Source organism: Streptomyces sp. NPDC057854 (assembly GCF_042797055.1).
GTDB lineage: Bacteria > Actinomycetota > Actinomycetes > Streptomycetales > Streptomycetaceae > Streptomyces.
In genome coordinates this window covers 283,445-303,081 of the sequence record NZ_JBHVMF010000004.1, presented here as the reverse complement: position 1 = coordinate 303,081, position 19,637 = coordinate 283,445, and the positions used below count along the sequence as shown (strand labels likewise).

Sequence of the window (19,637 nt, the reverse complement as noted above, 5' to 3'; positions counted from 1 at the left end):
ACTCTGCGCCGACGGGGCGGCGCGGGGGTCACGCGGCGTCGTCCTGGCCCGCGAGGCGGCCGAAGTCCGGGATCTGCGCGGGCGGGGGCGGGAGGGTCAGCTGGTAATGGCGGTAGAGCTGGAGCTCCTGCTCGGGGGAGAGGTGACGGCCCACGCCGAAGTCGGGGGCGTCCTTGATGAGGGAGCGCTCGAAGGGGATGTGGAGACCGTCGTCGGCCAGTTCGCTCGGCTCCAGGGGGACGAAGGCGTCCCGGCTGAACAGTCCGGTGCGCACGGCCGCCCACTCGGGGACGCCGGTCGCGTCGTCCAGGTACACCTCGTCCACGGTTCCGATCTTGTGTCCGTTCCGGTCGAACGCCTTGCGGCCGATCAGGCTGCGCGGATCGATGTCGGTCTGCACGGTCCCTCCAACTGGTCGCAACTGCACTACACCCCTACGAAAGGGCACATCCTGGATGTCGGCCACTTGAGCGATGACGGCGACAACCGCGCTGGTAGGCTGGCTGTGGCTGTCGACACCGTGCGGGAGAGTCCTCCGGAGAAGGTTTCCGGGGGCGCCGAAGGAGCAAATCCTCCCCGGAATCTCTCAGGCACCCGGTACCGCGCGGGCGAGGTCACTCTGGAAAGCAGGGCGGGAGTCCGACGGCCCCCGCTCTCACCGACGGTGAAAGCCGGCGTGCCCGCGGGCGTGCCGGTGAAGCTCTCAGGTTGAGATGACAGAGGGGGAGGCCGTCCGGGCACCCGCGCCGTGGTGCCCCTCGCAGGTCGTGACGACCAGGAGGCCCCCGCATCATGACCGCCAACCGCACTCCGCTCTCCGAGCTCGAACAGGGCATTCCCTTCGAGCAGCGGCACATCGGACCCGACGCCGAGGCGCGGGCCAAGATGCTCGCGCAGGTCGGGTTCGGCTCGCTCGACGAGCTGACGGCCGCCGCGGTGCCGGACGTCATCAAGAACGCCGAGGCGCTGGACCTGCCCGGCGCCCGCACCGAGGCCGAGGTCCTCGCCGAGCTGCGCTCCCTCGCCGGCCGCAACCAGGTCCTCGCCCCGATGATCGGCCTCGGCTACTACGGCACCTTCACGCCGCCCGTCATCCTCCGCAACGTCATGGAGAACCCGGCCTGGTACACGGCGTACACGCCCTACCAGCCGGAGATCTCGCAGGGCCGCCTGGAGGCGCTGCTCAACTTCCAGACGATGGTCGCCGACCTCACCGGTCTGCCGACCTCCGGCGCCTCCCTCCTCGACGAGGGCACCGCCGCCGCCGAGGCCATGGCGCTCTCCCGCCGGGTCGGCAAGGTGAAGAACGGCGTCTTCCTCGTCGACGCCGACGCCCTCCCGCAGACCATCGCCGTCATCGAGACCCGCGCCGAGCCCACCGGCGTCGAGGTCGTCGTCGCGGACCTGTCCGACGGCATCCCCGCCGAGGTCGCCGAGCGCGGCGTCTTCGGCGTCCTCCTCCAGTACCCCGGCGCCTCCGGCGCGGTCCGCGACATCAAGCCGCTGATCGACGCCGCCCACGAGCTCGGCGCGGTCGTCACCGTCGCCGCCGACCTGCTCGCGCTCACCCTGCTCGCCTCGCCCGGCTCGCTCGGCGCCGACATCGCCGTCGGCACCACCCAGCGGTTCGGCGTCCCGATGGGCTTCGGCGGCCCGCACGCCGGCTACATGGCCGTCCAGGACAAGCACGCCCGCTCCCTCCCCGGCCGCCTCGTCGGCGTCTCCGTCGACGCCGACGGCAACAAGGCGTACCGTCTCGCCCTCCAGACCCGCGAGCAGCACATCCGCCGCGAGAAGGCCACCAGCAACATCTGCACCGCCCAGGTGCTCCTCGCCGTCATGGCCGGCATGTACGCCGTCTACCACGGTCCGGACGGTCTGAAGCAGATCGCGCAGCGCACCCACCGGTACGCCGCGATCCTCGCCGCCGGCCTGACCGCCGGGGGCGTCGAGCTCACCCAGGGCGCGTTCTTCGACACGATCACCGCCCGCGTGCCCGGCCGCGCCGACGCCGTCGTCGCCGCCGCCCGCGAGGCCGGCGTCAACCTGTACCGCGTCGACGCCGACCACGTCTCCGCCTCCTGCGACGAGACCACCGGCCGCGAGCAGCTCGCCGCCGTCTGGGGCGCCTTCGGCGTCACGGCGGACGTCGAAGCCCTGGACGCCGCCACCGAGGACGCCCTCCCGGCCGCGCTGCTGCGCTCCGACGCGTACCTCACCCACCCGGTCTTCCACGCGCACCGCTCCGAGACCTCGATGCTGCGCTACCTGCGCCGCCTCGCGGACCGCGACTACGCGCTCGACCGCGGCATGATCCCGCTCGGCTCCTGCACCATGAAGCTGAACGCGACCACCGAGATGGAGCCGGTGACGTGGCCCGAGTTCGGCCAGATCCACCCCTTCGCGCCGATGGAGCAGGCCCAGGGCTACGCCACGCTCATCACCGAGCTGGAGGAGCGCCTGGCCGAGGTCACCGGCTACGACAAGGTCTCCATCCAGCCCAACGCCGGCTCGCAGGGCGAGCTGGCCGGTCTGCTCGCCGTCCGCGCCTACCACCGCGCCAACGGCGACGAGCAGCGCACCGTGTGCCTCATCCCGTCCTCCGCGCACGGCACCAACGCCGCCTCCGCGGTGATGGCCGGCATGAAGGTCGTCGTCGTGAAGACCGCCGAGGACGGCGAGGTCGACGTCGAGGACCTGCGCGCCAAGATCGCCCAGTACCGCGACGAGCTCGCCGTGCTCATGATCACGTACCCGTCGACGCACGGCGTCTTCGAGGAGCACGTCGCCGACATCTGCGCCGAGGTCCACGAGGCCGGCGGCCAGGTGTACGTCGACGGCGCCAACCTCAACGCGCTGGTCGGCCTCGCCAAGCCGGGCCACTTCGGCGGCGACGTGTCGCACCTCAACCTGCACAAGACCTTCTGCATCCCGCACGGCGGCGGCGGCCCCGGCGTCGGCCCGGTCGCGGTGCGCGCGCACCTCGCCCCGTACCTGCCGAACCACCCGCTCCAGCCCACCGCGGGCCCGGAGACCGGCGTCGGCCCGATCTCGGCCGCCCCGTGGGGCTCCGCCGGCATCCTGCCGATCTCCTGGTCGTACGTCCGCCTGATGGGCGGCGAGGGCCTCAAGCACGCCACCCAGGTCGCCGTCCTCGCGGCGAACTACATCGCCAAGCGCCTGGAGCCGCACTACCCGGTGCTCTACACCGGCCCGGCCGGGCTCGTCGCCCACGAGTGCATCGTCGACCTGCGCCCGCTGACCAAGGCGACCGGCGTCACCGTCGACGACATCGCCAAGCGCCTGATCGACTACGGCTTCCACGCCCCGACCATGTCCTTCCCGGTCGCCGGCACGCTGATGATCGAGCCGACCGAGTCCGAGGACCTGGCCGAGCTGGACCGCTTCTGCGACACGATGATCGCGATCCGCGCCGAGATCGAGAAGGTCGCCTCCGGCGAGTGGCCCGCCGAGGACAACCCGCTGCGCAACGCCCCGCACACCGCGGCGGCGCTCGGCGGCGAGTGGGACCACGCCTACGACCGCGACACGGCCGTCTTCCCGGCCGGCGTGTCCAAGGCCGACAAGTACTGGCCGCCGGTCCGCCGCATCGACGGCGCCTTCGGCGACCGGAACCTGGTCTGCTCCTGCCCGCCGCTGGACGAGTACGACCACTGAGCGACGGCATGACAGAGGGCCGGTCCGGAGTGTCTTCTCCGGGCCGGCCCTCGGCGCTGCGCGGCCCCGGTTCAGGCCGCCGTCGTCACCCGGCCCGTCGTCAGCGGCCGGTGCGGAGCGATGATCTGCCCGTCCGGCAGCAGTTCGCCGGTGTCCTCGAAGAGCAGGACCCCGTTGCACAGCAGGCTCCACCCCTGCTCCGGATGGCACGCCACCGGGCGGGCGGCCTCACGGTCGGCGGAGTCGGCGGTGGGACAGGCAGGCTGGTGCTGGCACATGGGTGGGTTCTTTCGCTGCGTCGTGGTGGTTGTCCTGCGGCTCTTCGCGCTCATGGCCGCCCCCGTCGGTCGGTTCGGTTCCGGTCCAGTCTTGCCGCACGGACGGCCTTCCGCAGGTATTTCGCCTCAGCTCGTCCGCTCCTGGGAAGACGCATCACCCGCAGGGGCGGTTCAGGTCAACACCCCCGCCTTTTCGGGTGGTTCGGGGTGGCCCGAGCGGGCTAGTCCGTACGGGAGGGGTGTTCGGCGGCGGCGTTCGGACGCGGGGTGCGGACAGCAGTGCGCCCCGTGACCCGGGCGGGTCACGGGGCGCCGCGCGGAGCGGATCAGGCGGGCGCCGCAGAGCCGAGGAGCGGCGGCGGCGCGAGGCGCGTACTGAGCACCGGCAGCAGGTCGGCCACCGGGTACGGGCGGTGGGCGGCGATCCCGGGCGGCGCGGGGGCGAGCGGCACCAGCACGTCCGCGGACTCCGCGGCCGGGTCACCGCCGTCCGCCTCCGGCTCGGCGCGCAGCCAGAGCGTCAGCATGTAGAGCTCCGGCACCGACAGCAGCCGCGGCTCGTACGTGCCCGGCAGCGCCTCCGCCTGGGCCAGGGCCCGCTCGGTGGCGGTGACGTACGGCCCCTCGAAGAAGTGCGAGAAGGACCAGCCGTCCGGGGTGAGCATGGTGTCCGCCGCCGCGATCGCATGGTCCCCGCCGCGGATCAGGAAGCGCCAGCCGACGAGCCGGGTGCCGGGGGTCTGCCCCGGCGCGCCGGAGAGCCTCAGCACGTGGACGGGCAGCGGGAGTTCGGGAGTCAGCGGTCCCGTCGCGGCCCGCAGGGCGGGCGTGCGGGCCGCGCTGACGGCCGTGGGCGAGCCGAGTGCCGCGAGGACACTGCGGAGGGCCGGTGCGGGGGCCGGGGTGGGTCGGAGCATCGTGTGGGTCGCCTCTCGCTCAGGAGACACGGGGATACGGGTGCGCACTGCGGGACCGGGTGCGACGGCGCTGTCGGCGGCGGGGGCGGAGCGGGGGGCCATGCGTCATGGCCGTCGCCGGCACTCAGCCTCGTCCGCGGAGTTTATACGACACGTGTTCAGAGAGTGTTTCCGCCGGATGGCACGGATATTCCTGACAAGGCGTCAACAGGCCGTATCCGGTGGTCCGTCGAGCGGAATCGGAGCGACGACAGGATGTCCGTCCTCGCATTCCCCGGGCAAGCCGGACGCCGGAATTCCGAGAGGCCGTCGACCGGGCCGGCGGACTCATATGACATAGGTATATGTCGCCGACCGTTTCCGGGAGCGGAACGGCACGCGCCGACAGGTTCGTACCAGACTATCCGCGGAGCGGCCGGAAACGCAGGCGTTGTCGATCAGTGGCGTGGGCATCATCGTCCGTACGCGCGGCCCGCCCGGGGCCGCCCGCGCGGGAGGGACGCCTCGATGGGGGAGAAGGTCGCGACGGACGGGTTCGGCCCGGCCGACCGACAGCGCTACCGGCGCAAGCTCCAGCAGTGTCTGGCAGGGCTCGCCCGGCTCCTCGCGGAGCAGCGGTTCGACCGTCCCCGGAACCTCATGGGCGTGGAGATCGAACTGAATCTCGCCGGTCCCGACGGACTCCCGCGGATGCTCAACGACGCCGTCCTCGAAAAGATCGCCAGCACCGATTTCCAGACCGAACTCGGAATGTTCAATCTGGAAGTGAACATCGCCCCGCGCCGGCTCGGCGGCCACGTTTTCGACCGGCTCGCGGAAGAGCTCAGAACCGGACTGGGATATGCCGACCGCAAGGCGGCGGAAGCCGACGCCGGAGTCGTCATGATCGGCATTCTGCCGACCCTCTCCCAGCGCGAGCTCGTCTTCGAGAACCTTTCCGGCGCCGACCGCTACGCCCTCCTCAACGACCAGATCCTCACCGCCCGCGGGGAACAGATCGTCCTCGACATCCAGGGCGTCGAACGGCTCCGGCACACCTCCGAGTCGATCATCGCGGAGGCCGCCTGCACCTCGGTCCAGCTGCACCTCCAGGTGACGCCGGCCCGCTTCGCCGCCGTCTGGAACGCCGCCCAGGCCGTCGCCGGCGTGCAAATAGCCCTGGGCGCCAACTCGCCTTTCGTCTTCGGCCGCGAGGTGTGGCGCGAGTCCCGTCCGCCGCTCTTCACGCAGGCGACCGACACCCGCCCGCCCGAGCTGCAGTCCCAGGGGGTCCGGCCGCGCACCTGGTTCGGGGAGCGGTGGGTGGACTCGGTGTACGACCTCTTCGAGGAGAACGTGCGCTACTTCCCCGCGCTGCTGCCGCTCTGCGACGACGAGGACCCGCTGCGCGTCCTCGACGAGGGCGGAGTGCCGCAGCTCAAGGAGCTGGTCCTGCACAACGGCACGGTCTACCGCTGGAACCGGCCGGTCTACGGCTGGGTCGACGGCGTCCCGCACCTGCGGGTGGAGAACCGGGTGCTGCCCGCCGGCCCCACCGTCACCGACGTCCTCGCCAACGCCGCCTTCTACTACGGACTCGTCCGCGCCCTCGCCGACGACCCGCGCCCGCTCTGGAGGCGGATGGCCTTCGAGGACGCCGAGGCCAATTTCGACGCCGCCTGCCGGTACGGCATCGAGGCCGAGCTGCGCTGGCCCCGGCCGGGCCGCGCGGGCGGGATCGCCACCCAGCCCGCCGTACGCCTCGTCCTCGACGAGCTGCTGCCGCTGGCCGCCGCGGGGCTCGACGCCTGGCACGTCGACCCGGCCGACCGGGACTTCTACCTGGGCGTCATCGAGCAGCGGTGCCGGCGCCGGGTGAACGGCGCGTCCTGGCAGGCCGACACCTTCCACCGGGCCCTGGACTCCGGTCTCGACCGGGAGGCGGCGCTGGCGGCGACGACCCGGCGCTACCGGGAACTGATGCTGGCGGGGGAGCCGGTGCACGCCTGGCCGGTGGGCGCCGAGGGCGCGTGAGGGAGGGGCCGCCAGTGCACCTGGCCGGTGGGCGCCGGGGGCGCGTGAGCGGGCGACCGCCGGGGCCCGGGATGGCGTTCCCGGCCCGCCGTCGCGCATGATCGTCGTACCGGGGACCGAGGCAGGCTCCCGGGACGGTCGCGACGGGAACGGGAGACGGGCGTGGTGTCGGAACAACGGGTCGTGGACGCGGCCCCGCCGCCGGGCGGTCTCCCGCGGCGGGTGCTGCGCTCCGAGACGCTCATCGTGCTCGCGCTCTCGCTCGGCGCGAGCGCGGTCTCCTCGCTGATCAGCTTCGTCGGCTCGCTGACCCGGCCCGGCGCGCTCAAGGAGCAGGCGGCGACGCTCAACGGGTCGTACGCCCCCGGGCGCCCCTGGCTGGACCTGACCTGGCAGCTCTTCGGGATCGCCACGGCCCTGGTGCCGGTGGTGCTCGTGGCCCATCTGCTGCTGCGCGAGGGCTCCGGGCTGCGGGCCATCGGCTTCGACCGGACCCGGCCGTGGCCGGACCTCGGGCGCGGGGCGCTGGTGGCCGCCGGCATCGGCAGCGCCGGCCTCGCCTTCTACCTCGTGGCGCGGGCCTCGGGCTTCAACCTGACGGTGGTGCCCGAGTCGCTGCCCGAGGTGTGGTGGAAGTACCCCGTCCTGATCCTGTCGGCGATCCAGAACTCCGTCCTGGAGGAGGTCATCGTCGTCGGCTATCTGCTGCGCCGGCTGGGGCAGTTGGGCTGGTCGCCGATGGCCGCGCTGGCGGCGAGCTCGGTGCTGCGCGGCTCGTACCACCTCTACCAGGGCATCGGCGGCTTCCTCGGCAACGTGGTGATGGGCGTGGTCTTCGTGCTGCTGTACCGGCGGTGGGGACGGGTGGGGCCGCTGGTGGTCGCGCACGCGCTGCTCGACATCGTGGCGTTCGTCGGCTACGGGCTGCTGGCCGGGAAGGTGGACTGGCTGCCGACCGTGTGAGCGGCGGCGGGCGGGAGCGAGCGGAGGGGCGCACGGCGGGGATGCCGTACGCCCCTTCGTCGTACCGGTGGGGGTGCGGGCCGGGTCAGACGTGCAGTTCGCCGTCGATGACGGTCACCGCGCGGCCGGTCAGCAGGGTGCGGTCGCCGCGCAGCCGGGTGCGGACCAGGCCGGTGCGGGCGCCGCCCTGGAAGCCGGTGAGCTCGTCGCGGCCGAGGCGGGCCGACCAGTACGGCGCGAGCGCGGTGTGGGCGCTGCCGGTGACGGGGTCCTCGGCGATGCCGACGGCGGGGAAGAAACCGCGGGAGACGAAGTCGTAGCCGCTCGCCGGGTCGGCGGCGAGCGCGGTCGCGATGATGCCGCGGGTGGAGCGCGCGGTGAGCGCGGCGAGGTCGGGGGCGAGGCCGCGGACGGTGGCCTCGTCGCGCAGTTCGACCACGAGGTCGCCGAGGTGGGCGGAGGTGTCGTGGACGGCGACGACCTCGGCGCCGAGCGCGTCCGCCAGGCCGTCCGGGACCGGCACCGGGGTGAGCGACGAGGTCGGGAAGTCCATGGTGAGCGAGCCGTCGTCCTCGCCGGTGACGCCGAGGACGCCCGAGCGGGTGGCGAAGCGGACCGGGCCGGTCGCCGCGCCCGTGGTGCGCAGGACGTGGGCGGTGGCGAGGGTGGCGTGCCCGCACGCGTCGACCTCGGTGGTCGGGGTGAACCAGCGCAGCGCCCAGTCGGCCTCGCCGCCCGGGGGCAGCGGGTGCGCGAACGCGGTCTCGGAGAGGTTGACCTCGGCGGCGACCTGCCGGAGCCAGGAGTCGTCCGGGAAGGAGTCGAGGAGGAGGACTCCGGCGGGGTTGCCGGAGAAGGGCCGGTCGGTGAAGGCGTCGACGATTCGGATGCGCATGGTCGGGACCGTACCGGGGGCGGGCGCGGGCGGACCAAGGCCGATTCGGGGGACGTGGCCTGGTCTCCGCCGCGCCGCGGACAGTCGGTGGGTTGCTCACCGAACTGTTCCGATATATCGTTGAAGCATCGCGACAGTTCAGCGATGGAATCTCTCACGGAAGGAGCGTGGCGATGCGTACGCATGGACACGACCACGGACACGACTGCGGACCCGGATTCGGTCACGGCGCCGGCCGCGGACACCGCGGGCCCGGACCGCGAGGCGAATTCGAGGGACGGCGTGCCGCCTTCGGGCCCTTCGGGCCCGGTTTCGGCGGTGGGCCCGGCTTCGGCGGCCCGTTCGGGCGCGGGCGGGGCGGCGGCCGGGGGAGGGCGCGGCGCGGTGACGTGCGCGCCTCGATCCTCGCGCTGCTCAAGGACCGCCCGATGCACGGTTACGAGATGATCCAGGAGATCGGCGAGCGCAGTGGCGGGGCCTGGAAGCCCAGCCCCGGCTCGGTGTACCCGACCCTCCAGCTGCTCGAGGACGAGGGGCTGATCGCCAGCGCGAGCGAGGGCGGCAAGAAGCTCTTCTCGCTCACCGCGTCCGGGCGCGCGGAGGCCGAGGCCGGGGCCGAGGCGCCCTGGGAGGAGGCCGGCCGCGGCGTCGACTGGGAGGCGATGAACGAGGTCCGCCAGGCCGGTTTCGGTCTGATGGAGGCGTTCGGGCAGGTCTGGAAGACCGGCAGCGCCGAGCAGCGGCAGAAGGCCGTCGCGGTCATCAACGAGGCCCGGAAGAAGCTGTACCTCATCCTCGCCGACGAGCACTGAGCCGGCGACGGACGGCACGAGGGGCCCCGGCGGCAGCATGTCGCCGGGGCCCCTCCGCGTCGTCAGGCGACGAGGCCGGAGAGCTTGCGCAGCGACTCGTTCAGCGCCGCCGTCGCCGAGTCCTTCAGCTTCCCGGCCATCAGCGAGACCGCCGCGCCGGTGAACTCGCCGTCGATGCGGACGGTCGTCGCCCCGCCCTCGTCCGCGAGCGAGTAGCGGGTGCCGACGATCACGCCCATCGGGCCCTTGCCGCGGATGGCGAGGGTCCGGCCGTCCTCCAGCTCCTCCACCGTCCACAGCACCTCGGCGGGGAACCCCATGAGCTTCATGTTCTCGGTGAAGGTGGCTCCGGCCGCCAGGGTCTCCGGGCCGCCGCCCGGGAAGCTGGTGTGGGTGGCGTTCCACTCCCCGTACGAGCCGAAGTCGGTGAGGCGCTCCCACACCCTCCCGGCCGGTGCCTCGATCCGTGCCTCCGCGCTGACCTCGGCCATGACGACCACCCCTTCACGCGAGCCCGCTGGGTTCTGGTGTCGCGGAACGTAGCCGGAGGGGCGTGAACATTCAATACTGATGAACCGTCAGTTCTGCGGCGGCCGGACCCGTACCCCCGATCCACCAGATCTCGGCCGCGTCGAAGGCGTCCGACACGCGCGGGCCGCCGTCCTCCTCGTGCCGGTGGAACGCCGCCCAGAAGAGATCGCCCGGCAGCGCCTCCCGGGGTGCGTACACCCGGTACACGAACTGCCGGCCGTCACGCGCGGCCAGGCCCACCATCCAGAACACACCCTGAAGACGCCCGGCGGCGGCCCGTGGTTGCGTTCCGGGCGGAAGGCAAGGCGGCGCGCGCTCCGCGCCGGCGAATCGTCCGGATCTCCTCCCCGAGGAGGAGGAGTCGCGCGCGTGTGCACGACTCCGGTGGGACGCGCACATGGTTCTCCCGTGTGATGACCCGCGCGGGCGCGGCTGGTGAGGTGGGAGCGTGCACCCTCCCGTCCCGTCGCGCCCCACCCCGCCCCCGGCCGCCTGGCACGCGCCGCTCCTCGCCACCGTGCTCGGGGCCGCCCGCCGCCGGGCCCTGCGGGACGGCGACCGCCAGGTGGACACGGCCCACCTGCTGCACGCCCTCGTGGAGTCCGACCCCGAGACCCGCGCCGCCTTCGACGGCGAGCAGCACGTCGCCCGGGTCCTCGGCTACCTGGTCCAGCGGTCGATCGGATACGGGCTCCGCTGGCAGCGGTCCGGCGAGGGCGGCGGTGCCCCGTCGGCGCTGCCCGCCGTCCGGGCCGGGGAAGGGACGCGGCGCCGCACCTCCCGCTGGTCGCCGGCCGCGGCGGCCGCCCTGGAGGAGGCCCTGCGGCGCGCCGCGGCCCGCGGCGAGGAGCAGCCGACCGGGCTCGACCTGCTGGCCGGGCTCGCCGCCGACCCCGGCAGCCGCGCCGGAGAGGTGCTGCGGCACGCCCGGATCGACCCGCCCGCGCTCGGCGCCCGCGCCGTCGCGCTCGCCGCCCTGCGCGCGCCGGACGGCGCCGGGCTCCCGGGCGGCGGCCTCCCTGGTGGCGGTCGCGCGGGCGGCGAGGGGCTGTCGGCCGGGTCGTTCCCGGGGGATCCGGAGCGCTGACCTCCGGCCCGGTGGCGGGCTTCCCGGCGGCGCCGTCTCAACAGGTGCGACGGGGGTTACACGCCTGACCGGGTCCTGTCATGATGGCCCGATGCACGCGTCTCAGGGGAGAAGCGCCGGCCTGGGACTCGCCCTGGCCTCGGCCTTCGCATTCGGTGGTTCGGGAGTGGCGGCCAAGCCGCTGATCGAGGCGGGCCTCGATCCGCTCCACGTCGTCTGGCTCCGGGTCGCCGGCGCCGCGCTCGTCATGCTGCCCGTGGCCTGGCGCCACCGGGACCTGCTGCGCCGCAAGCCCGGCCTGCTCCTGGGCTTCGGCCTGCTCGCCGTCGCCGGCGTCCAGGCCTTCTACTTCGCCTCGATCTCGCGGATCCCGGTCGGCGTCGCCCTCCTCATCGAGTACCTCGCCCCGGCGCTCGTCCTCGGCTGGGTCCGCTTCGTCCAGCGGCGGCCGGTCACCCGCGCCGCGGCGCTCGGCGTCGTCCTCGCCGTCGGCGGCCTCGCCTGCGTCGTCCAGGTCTGGTCCGGCCTGAGCTTCGACCTCCTCGGACTGCTCCTGGCGCTCGCCGCCGCCTGCTGCCAGGTCGGCTACTTCGTCCTCTCCGACCAGGGCGCCGACGAGGCCGAACCGGCCGACCCGCTCGGCGTCATCGCGTACGGACTGCTCATCGGCGCCCTCGTGCTCACCGTCGTCGCCCGCCCGTGGGGCATGGACACCGGCGTCCTGGCCGGGTCGGCCGACCTCGACGGCACCTCCGTCCCCGCCTGGCTGCTGCTCGGCTGGATCATCCTGATCGCCACCGTCCTCGCGTACGTCACCGGCGTCGTCTCGGTGCGCCGGCTGTCGCCGCAGGTCGCCGGAGTCGTCGCCTGCCTGGAGGCGGTCGTCGCGACCGTCCTCGCCTGGGTGCTGCTCGGCGAGCACCTGGAGGCCCCGCAGCTCCTCGGCGGCGCGCTCGTCCTCGTCGGTGCCCTCATCGCCCAGTCGGCCGCGCCGAAGGCGCCTGCGGACGCGCCGGTCGCCGGGTCGGACGGCCCGGACGGGGCCGGGAGCGCCGGGCGCGAGGGTGAGTTGTCGGGCGGTCGGACCACCCCGTAGGGTGCCGCTCATGCAGCAGACCGTGCTTCCGCCGCCCGCCGCCTAGCGCGCGCGGCACCCTCTCCGAGGACGACGACCGGGCCCGGGCGGGCGATCCACGCCCCCGGGCGGTCCGTCGCCGCCCGCGCGCGCGGCCGAGCGACCATCCTTCACCCGGTCCGTCCCGCACGGACCGTCCTCACGGAGAGACCACGTGTCGAACACGCAGACCTTCCCTGCCACGGAACCGTCCCTGCCCGTCGGGCGCAGCCTCGTCTACCTCGTCGTCGCCGGCATCGCCTGGGGCACCGCCGGCGCCGCCGGCTCCCTCGTCTTCCGCAACAGCGACATGGGGCCGCTGGCCCTCTCCTTCTGGCGCTGCGCCGGCGGGCTCCTCCTGCTGCTCGCCGTCCCGGCGCTGCGCCTGCTGCGCCGCCGGCCGGCGCGCGCGGCCGTCGCCGCCGCGGGCGCCGTCGTGGAGAGCCGCCGGACCCGGCTGGTCCGGATCGTCGGCACCGGGTGCGGGCTCGCCGTCTTCCAGACGGCCTACTTCGCCGCCGTCGAGGCCACCGGGCTCGCCGTCGGCACCGTCGTCACCCTCGGCGCCGGCCCCGTCCTCATCGCGGTCGGCGCCCGCGTCACCATGGGCGAGCGGCTGGGCCTCGGCGGTCTCGCCGCGGTCACCGGCGCGCTCGCCGGACTCGCCGTGCTCGTCCTGGGCGGCGGGGGAGCCGAGGTCCGGCTCGCGGGCGTCGGCTACGCGGTGCTCTCGGCGGCCGGGTTCGCCGCGCTGACCCTGCTCACCCGGTGGCTCGGCCGCACCGGCGGCGGCGCGGCCGGCTCGCTCGCCAGCACCGCGTGGACCTTCGGGGTCTCCGCGCTCGTCGTGCTGCCCCTGGCGGTCGCCGAGGGACTGCTGCCGCACACCGAGGACGTGGTCCGGCTGCTGCTCCTGCTGCTGTACGTGGCGGCGATCCCCACGGCCCTCGCCTACGCCCTGTACTTCGCGGGGGCGGCGGTCGTCCGGGCCGCGACGGTGTCCGTGATCATGCTCCTGGAGCCGGTCAGCGCCGCGCTCCTCGCCGTCACCCTGCTCGGCGAGGAGCTGACGGCGACGACGGTGCTCGGCACGGTGCTGCTGCTCGCGGCCGTCACCGGCCTCGCCCTCGCGGAGGCGCGGACGGCGGCGGAGCGGCGCCGGGACGCGGCGCCCGCGACCGTGTAGCGGCGAAGGGCCGCGGGCCGGTCCCGGGCGCCCGTGCGGGCGTCAGGAGCCGGCGGCCAGGCGGCGGAGCTGGTGGGCCCGGGCGGCGAGGTCGCCCGGGCCGGCCCGCTCGGCCAGCCGGCCGGCGATCCGCTCCTGCGTCGCGGCGGGCTTGTTGCCGGCGTACTTGAACTTCGCGCGCACCTCCGTCACCTCCAGGACCAGGCCCCGCAGGCCCGGGAGCATCCGCCCGAAGGGGGCCGCGCCGGGGGCGACGGGGGCGGTGCCGCCCTCCGGCTGGAAGTGGGCGACCTGCCGGTTCAGCAGCTCCGCCTTCTCCGCCGGGTCGTCCACCACGCGCGCGGTGCAGCGCAGTTGCACCGCCGCGTAGTACGACGTGGGCGTGCCGTGCTCGGTGGGCGCGCCGTCGGGCGCCGTCCAGTGGCCGGGGGCGTACACGTAGTCGTCGACCACACTGAGCAGCACCCGCGGGTCGGCCTCCAGGGCGCGCCACAAGGGGTTGGGGCGGGCGAGGTGGAGGAGGACGCGGCCGTACGGGCCCGGCTCCGCCTCGTACCGGAAGTGTGCGGGCTGCACCCAGGGCGGGTCGCCGGGCAGGCCGTTGACGGCGAGCTGGCCGAAGTCGTGGCGGGCGAGCCAGTCGCGCCACTCGGTGTCGTCGGTGGCGGCGTCCCAGGGGTGGATGAGCATGCCGGCCCCCTCAGAGCGCGGTCAGGTAGGCGGGCAGGGCGATCGACGGGTCCAGGTCCGCCGACGGGACCGGTGCGCCGGTGCGCGGGGCGACCGGCACGACGCCGGCCCAGTGCGGCAGGGCCAGGTCCTCGGCGTCGTCGTTCGGTCCGGCGTCGCGGGCCTTCGCCGACACCTCGTCCAGGTCGAGCCGGAGGACGGCGGTGGCGGCCAGTTCCTTGGCGTTCGCGGGCCGGGAGTCGGCGGAGCGGCCGGGGACGACGTGGTCGACGAGCGCGTCGAGGGCGGTGCGCAGCTCGTCGGGGTCGGTGACCTGGTGGGCGGTGCCGTGGACGACGACCGAGCGGTAGTTGAGCGAGTGGTGGAAGGCGGAGCGGGCCAGGACCAGGCCGTCGACGTGGGTGACGGTGAGGCAGACGGGCAGGCCGGGGGCCTCGGCCTCGCCGGAACCGGCGCCCGCCGCGCGGGAGCCGGCCATGCGCAGCGGGCGGGAGCCGGTGGAGCCGTGCACGTACAGCCGCTCGCCGACCCGGCCGTACAGGGTGGGCAGCACGACGGGCGCGCCGTCCCGTATGAAGCCGAGGTGGCACACGTACCCCTCGTCCAGGATCGCGTGGACGAGCGCCCGGTCGTACGAGGCGCGCTGCCGGGCGCGGGTGGGCACGGTCCGGTCGGTGGGGGTGTACTCCGGGGCGGTGGGACGGTCCGGGGTGGTGGTCGTGGTGCTCATGGCGGCGGCCCCTTTGCGATTCCTATTGCACTAGTGCATAATCTGGTTTGTGCTAGGAGAGTATCGGATCGAAGGCCGTCGCGCATCGGAGATCGCCGCCAGCGTCGAGCGCGGGGTGGGTACGGGCGCGCTGGAGCCCGGCCAGGCGCTGCCACCGCTGCGGGAGCTCGCCGCCGCCCTGGGCGTCAACCCGAACACCGTCGCCGCCGCCTACCGGACCCTGCGCGAGCGCGGCGTCATCGAGACCGACGGGCGGCGCGGCAGCCGGGTGCGCCCGCGGCCCGCCACCACCGCGCGCGGCTCGCTGCGCGTCGAGGCGCCCCCCGGCGTCCGGGACCTCAGCGGCGGCAACCCCGACCCGGCCCTGCTGCCGCCGCTCGGGCCGGCCCTCGCCGAGGCGGCGCGGCGGTACGCGGAGCGGCCCGGGCTCTACGGCGAGGCGCCCGTCGACCCGGACTTCGCCCGGCTCGCCCGCGCCGCGTTCGACGCCGACGGCGTCGCGGACGGTCCGGTCGGCGTGGCCTCCGGCTCCCTCGACGCCATCGAACGGGTCCTCGCCGTCCACCTCCGGCCCGGCGACGCCGTCGCCGTCGAGGACCCCGGCTGGGGCAGCCTCCTCGACCTCGTCCCCGCCCTCGGACTCCGGCCCGTGCCCGTCTCCGTCGACGACGACGGGCCGCTCGCCGCCGACGTCGAGCGGGCGATCGTCCGCGACGGCGCCCGCGCGGTGATCATCACCGACCGCGCCCAGAACCCCACCGGCGCCTGCGTCGGACCCGCCCGCGCCGCCGAGCTGCGGCGGGTGCTGGACGCGCACTCCGGCGTGCTGCTGGTCGAGGACGACCACGGCCACGGCATCGTCACCCGGCGGCTGCGCCCGCTCGCCGGGACCACCGCCCGCTGGGCGTTCGTCCGCTCGGTCGCCAAGGCGTACGGGCCGGACCTGCGGATCGCCGCGTTCACCGGCGACCACGAGACCGTCGACCGCGTCCTCGGCCGGCAGCGCCTCGGCCCCGGCTGGGTCAGCCGGCTGCTCCAGCAGGCCGTCGTCCACCTGTGGGAGACCGGCGCTGTCGACCCGGAGACGGTCGCCGACGCGTACGGGGAGCGGCGGGACGCCCTGGTCCGGGAGCTGGCCCGGCGCGGCGTCCCGGCGCACGGCCGCAGCGGCATGAACGTGTGGGTGCCGGTCGCCGACGAGACCGGAGCCGTCACGCGGCTGCTCGGCGCGGGCTGGGCGGTCGCCCCCGGCGCCCGCTTCCGGATCGCCGCCGGGCCCGCCGTCCGCCTCACGGTCTCCACGCTCTCGCCCGGCGACATCGGCCCCCTCGCCGACGCCGTCGCCGCCGCGGCGGGCCCGGCCCCCGCCCGCAGCTACGGCTGAGGCGGCGACCGGGCCCGGGCGGCGGCGGGGAGCGCGGGTCAGGTGCGGGCCGGGGTCCTGGCCGGCGCCTCGGCGGGCGCGGACGCCGGTGCCGGGGTCGTGCGCGAGGGGGCCGGGGTCCGCGCCGAGGTACGGGTCTGGGTCAGGGCCGCGCCGAGGAGGACCACGACGGCGCCGACCGGGGTGTTCCAGGCGAGCCGCTCGTCCAGGAAGGCCACGCCCGCCGCCGTCGCGATCACCGGGATGAAGTACGTGACCATCGAGGCCGTCGTCGGGCCGACCTCCGCGACCACGCCGTACTGGAGCAGCATCGCGTAGCCGGTGCCGAGGGCGCCGAGGGCGAGCACCGACAGCAGCGGGAGGAGCTCGACGGACTCCGGGAGGGTGGTGAAGAACGGGGTCACGACGGCCAGTTGCAGCGTGGCCACGCCGACCTGGCCGGTCGCCAGGGAGAGGTGCGAGGCGCCGGTCCCGCTCAGGGTCCGGCGGACGTAGATCCAGCCGACCGCGTAGCTGAACGAGGCCAGCAGAGCCAGCGCCGTACCCGTCACGTCCAGGCCCGAGAAGCCCTGCCAGGCGCCGAGGACGGTCAGGACGCCGAGGAAGCCGATGCCCAGCCCCGCCGCGCGCACCCGCGTCGGACGGTCCTCGGAGAGCGCCACGAGCGACAGGACCATGCCCCACAGCGGCGTCGTCGCGTTGCAGATCCCCGCCAGCGTCGACGGGATCGTCAGCTCCGCGTACGCGAAGAGCGAGAACGGCAGCGCGTTGAGCAGGAACGCCGCCACCGCCAGGTGCCCCCACGTCCTGGCCCCGCGCGGCAGCCGGTCCCGCTTCACCAGCAGTGCGGCGGCCAGCACCGCCGTACCGAACAGCAGCCGCCCGAAGGTCACCTGGAACGGGGCGAAGCCCTCCGTGCCGACCTTGATGAAGAGGAAGCTGAAGCCCCAGATGAGGGCCAGCACGCCGAAGCGGACCCGCCAGTCGAGGAGGCCGGCGCGGGGCGGGCGCCGGGCGGGGGCGCCGGGCGACGGGGACGGTCCGGGGGAGGGGGCGGAGGCGGCTGCGTGGCTCATGCACTCAGGGTGACGGCCCCGACCTCGTAGAACAAGCGAGATTTCTTCGACCCCTTGCCTTAGCATTGCTTACATGTTGAACCTGGAGCGCCTGCGCACCCTCGACGCCGTCGCCCGGCACGGCTCCGTCAGCGGCGCCGCCGACGGGCTGCACGTGACCACCTCCGCCGTCTCCCAGCAGCTGTCCAAGCTGGAGCGCGAGGTGGGCCAGCGGCTGCTCGCCAAGAACGGGCGCGGTGTGCGGCTCACCGACGCCGGCATGCTGCTCGCCGAGCACGCGGCCCGGATCCTCTCCCACGTCCAGCTCGCCCAGGCCGACATCGAGGCCCAGCGCGGCCAGGTCGTCGGCGAGGTCCGGCTCGTCGGCTTCCCGACCGCCGCACGCGGCCTCTTCCCCGCCGCCCTCGCCTCCCTGCGCGCCCGCCACCCCGACCTCCGGGTCCGCACCGCCGAACTGGAGCCCGAGCAGGGGGTGCGGGCGGTGCTGCGCGGCGACGCCGACCTGGCCATCGTCCTGGACTGGAGCAACCGGCGCGCCCCGGTCCCCGGCGAGCTGGAGCGCGCCCACCTGCTCGACGACGCGGCCGACGTCGCCCTGCCCGCCGGGCATCCGCTCGCCGCACGGGACGCCGTGGACCTGGAGGACTTCGCCGACGAGGACTGGGTGTCCTGGCCGGAGGGCGAGTTCTGCCACGACTGGCTGATGTTCACCCTCCGCTCCCAGGGCATCGAGCCGCGCATCGCGCACTTCGCGGGCGAGCACCACACCCAGCTCGCGCTGGTCGCCGCCGGCCTCGGCGTGTGCGTCACGCCCCGGCTCGGCCGGCCGCACCCGGAGGGCGTGGTCTGCGTGCCCGTGCGCCAGCAGATGCGCCGGCACATCTACGCCACCTGGCGCACCGACGCCGGTCGCCGGCCCTCCCTGCGCGCGGTCGTCGAGGCGCTGCGGGAGGCGGGGCGGCCGCACGCGGACTGACCGGGCTCGCGGCGCCTACGCGCCGCCGAGCTTGCGGAAGTCCCAGGTGGCGACCGCGTCCGGGGTCAGCCGTAGCCAGGCGTGCCGGCCGTCGTGCGGCATGGCGTCCAGGCCGAAGTTCTTCGCCGCGAACAGCCGCTCCACCGCGTCGAGTTCGGGGCACGGCTCGCCCGTGCGCGGTGCCTCGCCGACGAAGACGGCCGTCCCCGACAGCTCGGCCCCGCGCAGCTCCCCGTACTCCTCCCCGTCGTCCACCAGCACCGAGATCCGCGGATCGGCGCGCAGTTCGGCCCATCGGCGGCTGCGGGTCAGCGAGTACAGCCACAGCGAGGTGCCGTCCCACGCGAACCACAGCGCGCTCACGTGCGGCCGGCCGTCGGCGGAGACGGTCGCCACCCGGCAGGTGCGCTGCTCGGCGAGGAAGGAGTCGAGCTCCTCCGGGGTCATCATGATCCGGCGACCACGGCGCTGCGTGACGGTCATCGTCCGCACCCTTCTGGATTTCTGATGAGACGTCAGAAATCATGGGCGCACGCCCGCGCCGGTGCAAGAGGCGGCGGCGGGGCGCGGACCCCAGGGGGAGCGATGGGCCGCAGGGAAGAACTCGCCGAACGGCTGCGCCCGGACGGCGCCGTGCTGCTCACCGTCGAGTGCCAGGAGGGCGTCGTCGGCACCCACAGCGCCCTCCCCGAACTGGCCGCCGCCGCCCGCAGGTCGGGCGCCCTGGCCCGGGTGGCCCGGCTCGTCGACGCCGCCCACGGCGCCGGCGTCCAGGTCGTCCACGCCGTCGCCGAACGGCGCCCCGACGGGCGCGGCTCCAGCGCCAACGCGCCCCTCTTCCGGGCCGCCGCACGGCTCCCCGTGCAGCAGCACAGCGGGACGACGGCGGTCCGCGTCGCCCAGCCGATCCAGGTGGCCGACGAGGACCTGGTGGTGCGGCGCCTGCACGGCCTGTCCCCGCTGGCCGGAACGGGCGTGGACGCGCTGCTGCGCAACCTCGGCTGCCGGACCCTCGTCGTCGCCGGGGTGTCCGCCAACGTCGCCGTGCCGAACGCCGTCTTCGACGCGGTGAACCTCGGTTACACGGCCGTCGTCCCCGAGGACGCGATCGCGGGGGTCCCGGCCGACTACACCTCCGCGATGATCCGCCACACCCTCGCCCTCGTCGCCACCGTCGTGACGACCGACGACCTGCTCGCCGCCTGGAAGGCCCCGAGGCGCACGCCCTCCGCCGCCACCACGAGCCGCTGACCCGCAGGTTCCGTTCGCGGCGGCGGGCGGAGGGGCCCGCTTCGCTTCCCGTCCGG

Annotated in this window: 20 protein-coding genes and 1 riboswitch; of the genes, 10 read left to right on the top strand and 10 right to left on the bottom strand. The window is 74.7% G+C overall.

Annotation, left to right across the window (positions count from 1 at the left end):
- Positions 1-28: 28 nt before the first annotated feature.
- Positions 29-400, bottom strand: a complete 372-nt coding sequence (locus ACFVQZ_RS09395) for a PRC-barrel domain-containing protein (protein ID WP_030492454.1) — start codon at positions 398-400, stop codon at positions 29-31.
- A gap of 113 nt (positions 401-513) precedes the next feature.
- Positions 514-613: riboswitch (glycine riboswitch) on the top strand.
- A gap of 179 nt (positions 614-792) precedes the next feature.
- Between ACFVQZ_RS09395 and gcvP the strand changes: the two genes are divergently transcribed.
- The gene (gene gcvP, locus ACFVQZ_RS09390) at positions 793-3,678 is read left to right on the top strand and encodes an aminomethyl-transferring glycine dehydrogenase (RefSeq protein WP_383620783.1); all 2,886 of its coding nucleotides are present in this window, start codon (positions 793-795) and stop codon (positions 3,676-3,678) included.
- A gap of 71 nt (positions 3,679-3,749) precedes the next feature.
- On the opposite strand, the gene ACFVQZ_RS09385 is transcribed toward gcvP, so the two are convergent.
- The gene (locus ACFVQZ_RS09385; protein ID WP_030492452.1) at positions 3,750-3,956 is read right to left on the bottom strand and encodes a DUF5999 family protein; all 207 of its coding nucleotides are present in this window, start codon (positions 3,954-3,956) and stop codon (positions 3,750-3,752) included.
- Positions 3,957-4,282: 326 nt separating this feature from the next.
- Positions 4,283-4,873, bottom strand: a complete 591-nt coding sequence (locus ACFVQZ_RS09380; RefSeq protein WP_030492451.1) for a hypothetical protein — start codon at positions 4,871-4,873, stop codon at positions 4,283-4,285.
- Positions 4,874-5,380: 507 nt separating this feature from the next.
- On the opposite strand from ACFVQZ_RS09380, the gene ACFVQZ_RS09375 reads away from it, so the two are divergent.
- Positions 5,381-6,886, top strand: coding sequence for a glutamate-cysteine ligase family protein (locus ACFVQZ_RS09375; RefSeq protein ID WP_383620780.1), 1,506 nt, complete (start codon positions 5,381-5,383; stop codon positions 6,884-6,886).
- Positions 6,887-7,048: 162 nt separating this feature from the next.
- On the top strand, positions 7,049-7,849 hold the full coding sequence (locus ACFVQZ_RS09370; RefSeq protein ID WP_383620778.1) for a CPBP family intramembrane glutamic endopeptidase: 801 nt from the start codon (positions 7,049-7,051) through the stop codon (positions 7,847-7,849).
- An 85-nt stretch (positions 7,850-7,934) separates the two neighbouring features.
- Here ACFVQZ_RS09370 and ACFVQZ_RS09365 read toward each other — a convergent pair whose 3' ends face one another.
- Positions 7,935-8,744 carry a PhzF family phenazine biosynthesis protein gene (locus ACFVQZ_RS09365; protein WP_383620776.1) on the bottom strand — a complete coding sequence of 270 codons (810 nt, stop codon included), beginning with the start codon at positions 8,742-8,744 and terminating at the stop codon, positions 7,935-7,937.
- A 173-nt stretch (positions 8,745-8,917) separates the two neighbouring features.
- Here ACFVQZ_RS09365 and ACFVQZ_RS09360 point away from each other — a divergent pair, with 173 nt between their 5' ends.
- Complete coding sequence (locus ACFVQZ_RS09360; protein ID WP_383620775.1) at positions 8,918-9,556, top strand: PadR family transcriptional regulator; 639 nt, start codon at positions 8,918-8,920, stop codon at positions 9,554-9,556.
- 62 nt (positions 9,557-9,618) lie between these two features.
- Here ACFVQZ_RS09360 and ACFVQZ_RS09355 read toward each other — a convergent pair whose 3' ends face one another.
- Both ACFVQZ_RS09355 and ACFVQZ_RS09350 read right to left on the bottom strand, forming a co-directional pair.
- Positions 9,619-10,047: an SRPBCC family protein gene (locus ACFVQZ_RS09355; RefSeq protein WP_030492446.1), complete on the bottom strand. Its 429-nt coding sequence runs from the start codon at positions 10,045-10,047 to the stop codon at positions 9,619-9,621.
- Positions 10,048-10,117: 70 nt separating this feature from the next.
- On the bottom strand, positions 10,118-10,339 hold the full coding sequence (locus ACFVQZ_RS09350) for a hypothetical protein (protein WP_030492445.1): 222 nt from the start codon (positions 10,337-10,339) through the stop codon (positions 10,118-10,120).
- A gap of 196 nt (positions 10,340-10,535) precedes the next feature.
- Here ACFVQZ_RS09350 and ACFVQZ_RS09345 point away from each other — a divergent pair, with 196 nt between their 5' ends.
- The 3 genes from ACFVQZ_RS09345 (at position 10,536) to ACFVQZ_RS09335 (ending at position 13,474) form a co-directional block, all read left to right on the top strand.
- A complete protein-coding gene (locus tag ACFVQZ_RS09345; protein ID WP_383620772.1) occupies positions 10,536-11,174 on the top strand; it encodes a Clp protease N-terminal domain-containing protein in 639 nt (212 codons plus the stop codon).
- A 91-nt stretch (positions 11,175-11,265) separates the two neighbouring features.
- Positions 11,266-12,270, top strand: a complete 1,005-nt coding sequence (locus ACFVQZ_RS09340; protein ID WP_030492443.1) for an EamA family transporter — start codon at positions 11,266-11,268, stop codon at positions 12,268-12,270.
- Positions 12,271-12,463: 193 nt separating this feature from the next.
- The gene (locus ACFVQZ_RS09335) at positions 12,464-13,474 is read left to right on the top strand and encodes an EamA family transporter (RefSeq protein ID WP_036413395.1); all 1,011 of its coding nucleotides are present in this window, start codon (positions 12,464-12,466) and stop codon (positions 13,472-13,474) included.
- A 42-nt stretch (positions 13,475-13,516) separates the two neighbouring features.
- Here the strand turns inward: ACFVQZ_RS09335 and ACFVQZ_RS09330 are convergent, their stop codons facing one another.
- Both ACFVQZ_RS09330 and ACFVQZ_RS09325 read right to left on the bottom strand, forming a co-directional pair.
- Entirely contained in the window at positions 13,517-14,164 is a 648-nt protein-coding gene (locus ACFVQZ_RS09330) for an FMN-binding negative transcriptional regulator (protein ID WP_030492441.1), read from the bottom strand.
- A gap of 10 nt (positions 14,165-14,174) precedes the next feature.
- Positions 14,175-14,894 (bottom strand): pyridoxamine 5'-phosphate oxidase family protein, encoded by a 720-nt coding sequence (locus ACFVQZ_RS09325; RefSeq protein ID WP_383620770.1) that lies wholly within the window; start codon positions 14,892-14,894, stop codon positions 14,175-14,177.
- 49 nt (positions 14,895-14,943) lie between these two features.
- Here ACFVQZ_RS09325 and ACFVQZ_RS09320 point away from each other — a divergent pair, with 49 nt between their 5' ends.
- Positions 14,944-16,278 (top strand): aminotransferase class I/II-fold pyridoxal phosphate-dependent enzyme, encoded by a 1,335-nt coding sequence (locus ACFVQZ_RS09320; protein WP_030492439.1) that lies wholly within the window; start codon positions 14,944-14,946, stop codon positions 16,276-16,278.
- A gap of 38 nt (positions 16,279-16,316) precedes the next feature.
- Here ACFVQZ_RS09320 and ACFVQZ_RS09315 read toward each other — a convergent pair whose 3' ends face one another.
- On the bottom strand, positions 16,317-17,354 hold the full coding sequence (locus ACFVQZ_RS09315) for a DMT family transporter (protein WP_051787362.1): 1,038 nt from the start codon (positions 17,352-17,354) through the stop codon (positions 16,317-16,319).
- A gap of 73 nt (positions 17,355-17,427) precedes the next feature.
- Here ACFVQZ_RS09315 and ACFVQZ_RS09310 point away from each other — a divergent pair, with 73 nt between their 5' ends.
- Positions 17,428-18,330: a LysR family transcriptional regulator gene (locus tag ACFVQZ_RS09310; RefSeq protein WP_030492437.1), complete on the top strand. Its 903-nt coding sequence runs from the start codon at positions 17,428-17,430 to the stop codon at positions 18,328-18,330.
- Positions 18,331-18,345: 15 nt separating this feature from the next.
- Here the strand turns inward: ACFVQZ_RS09310 and ACFVQZ_RS09305 are convergent, their stop codons facing one another.
- On the bottom strand, positions 18,346-18,813 hold the full coding sequence (locus ACFVQZ_RS09305) for a pyridoxamine 5'-phosphate oxidase family protein (protein ID WP_383620768.1): 468 nt from the start codon (positions 18,811-18,813) through the stop codon (positions 18,346-18,348).
- A gap of 102 nt (positions 18,814-18,915) precedes the next feature.
- Between ACFVQZ_RS09305 and ACFVQZ_RS09300 the strand changes: the two genes are divergently transcribed.
- Complete coding sequence (locus tag ACFVQZ_RS09300; protein WP_383620766.1) at positions 18,916-19,581, top strand: cysteine hydrolase; 666 nt, start codon at positions 18,916-18,918, stop codon at positions 19,579-19,581.
- Positions 19,582-19,637: the final 56 nt, after the last annotated feature.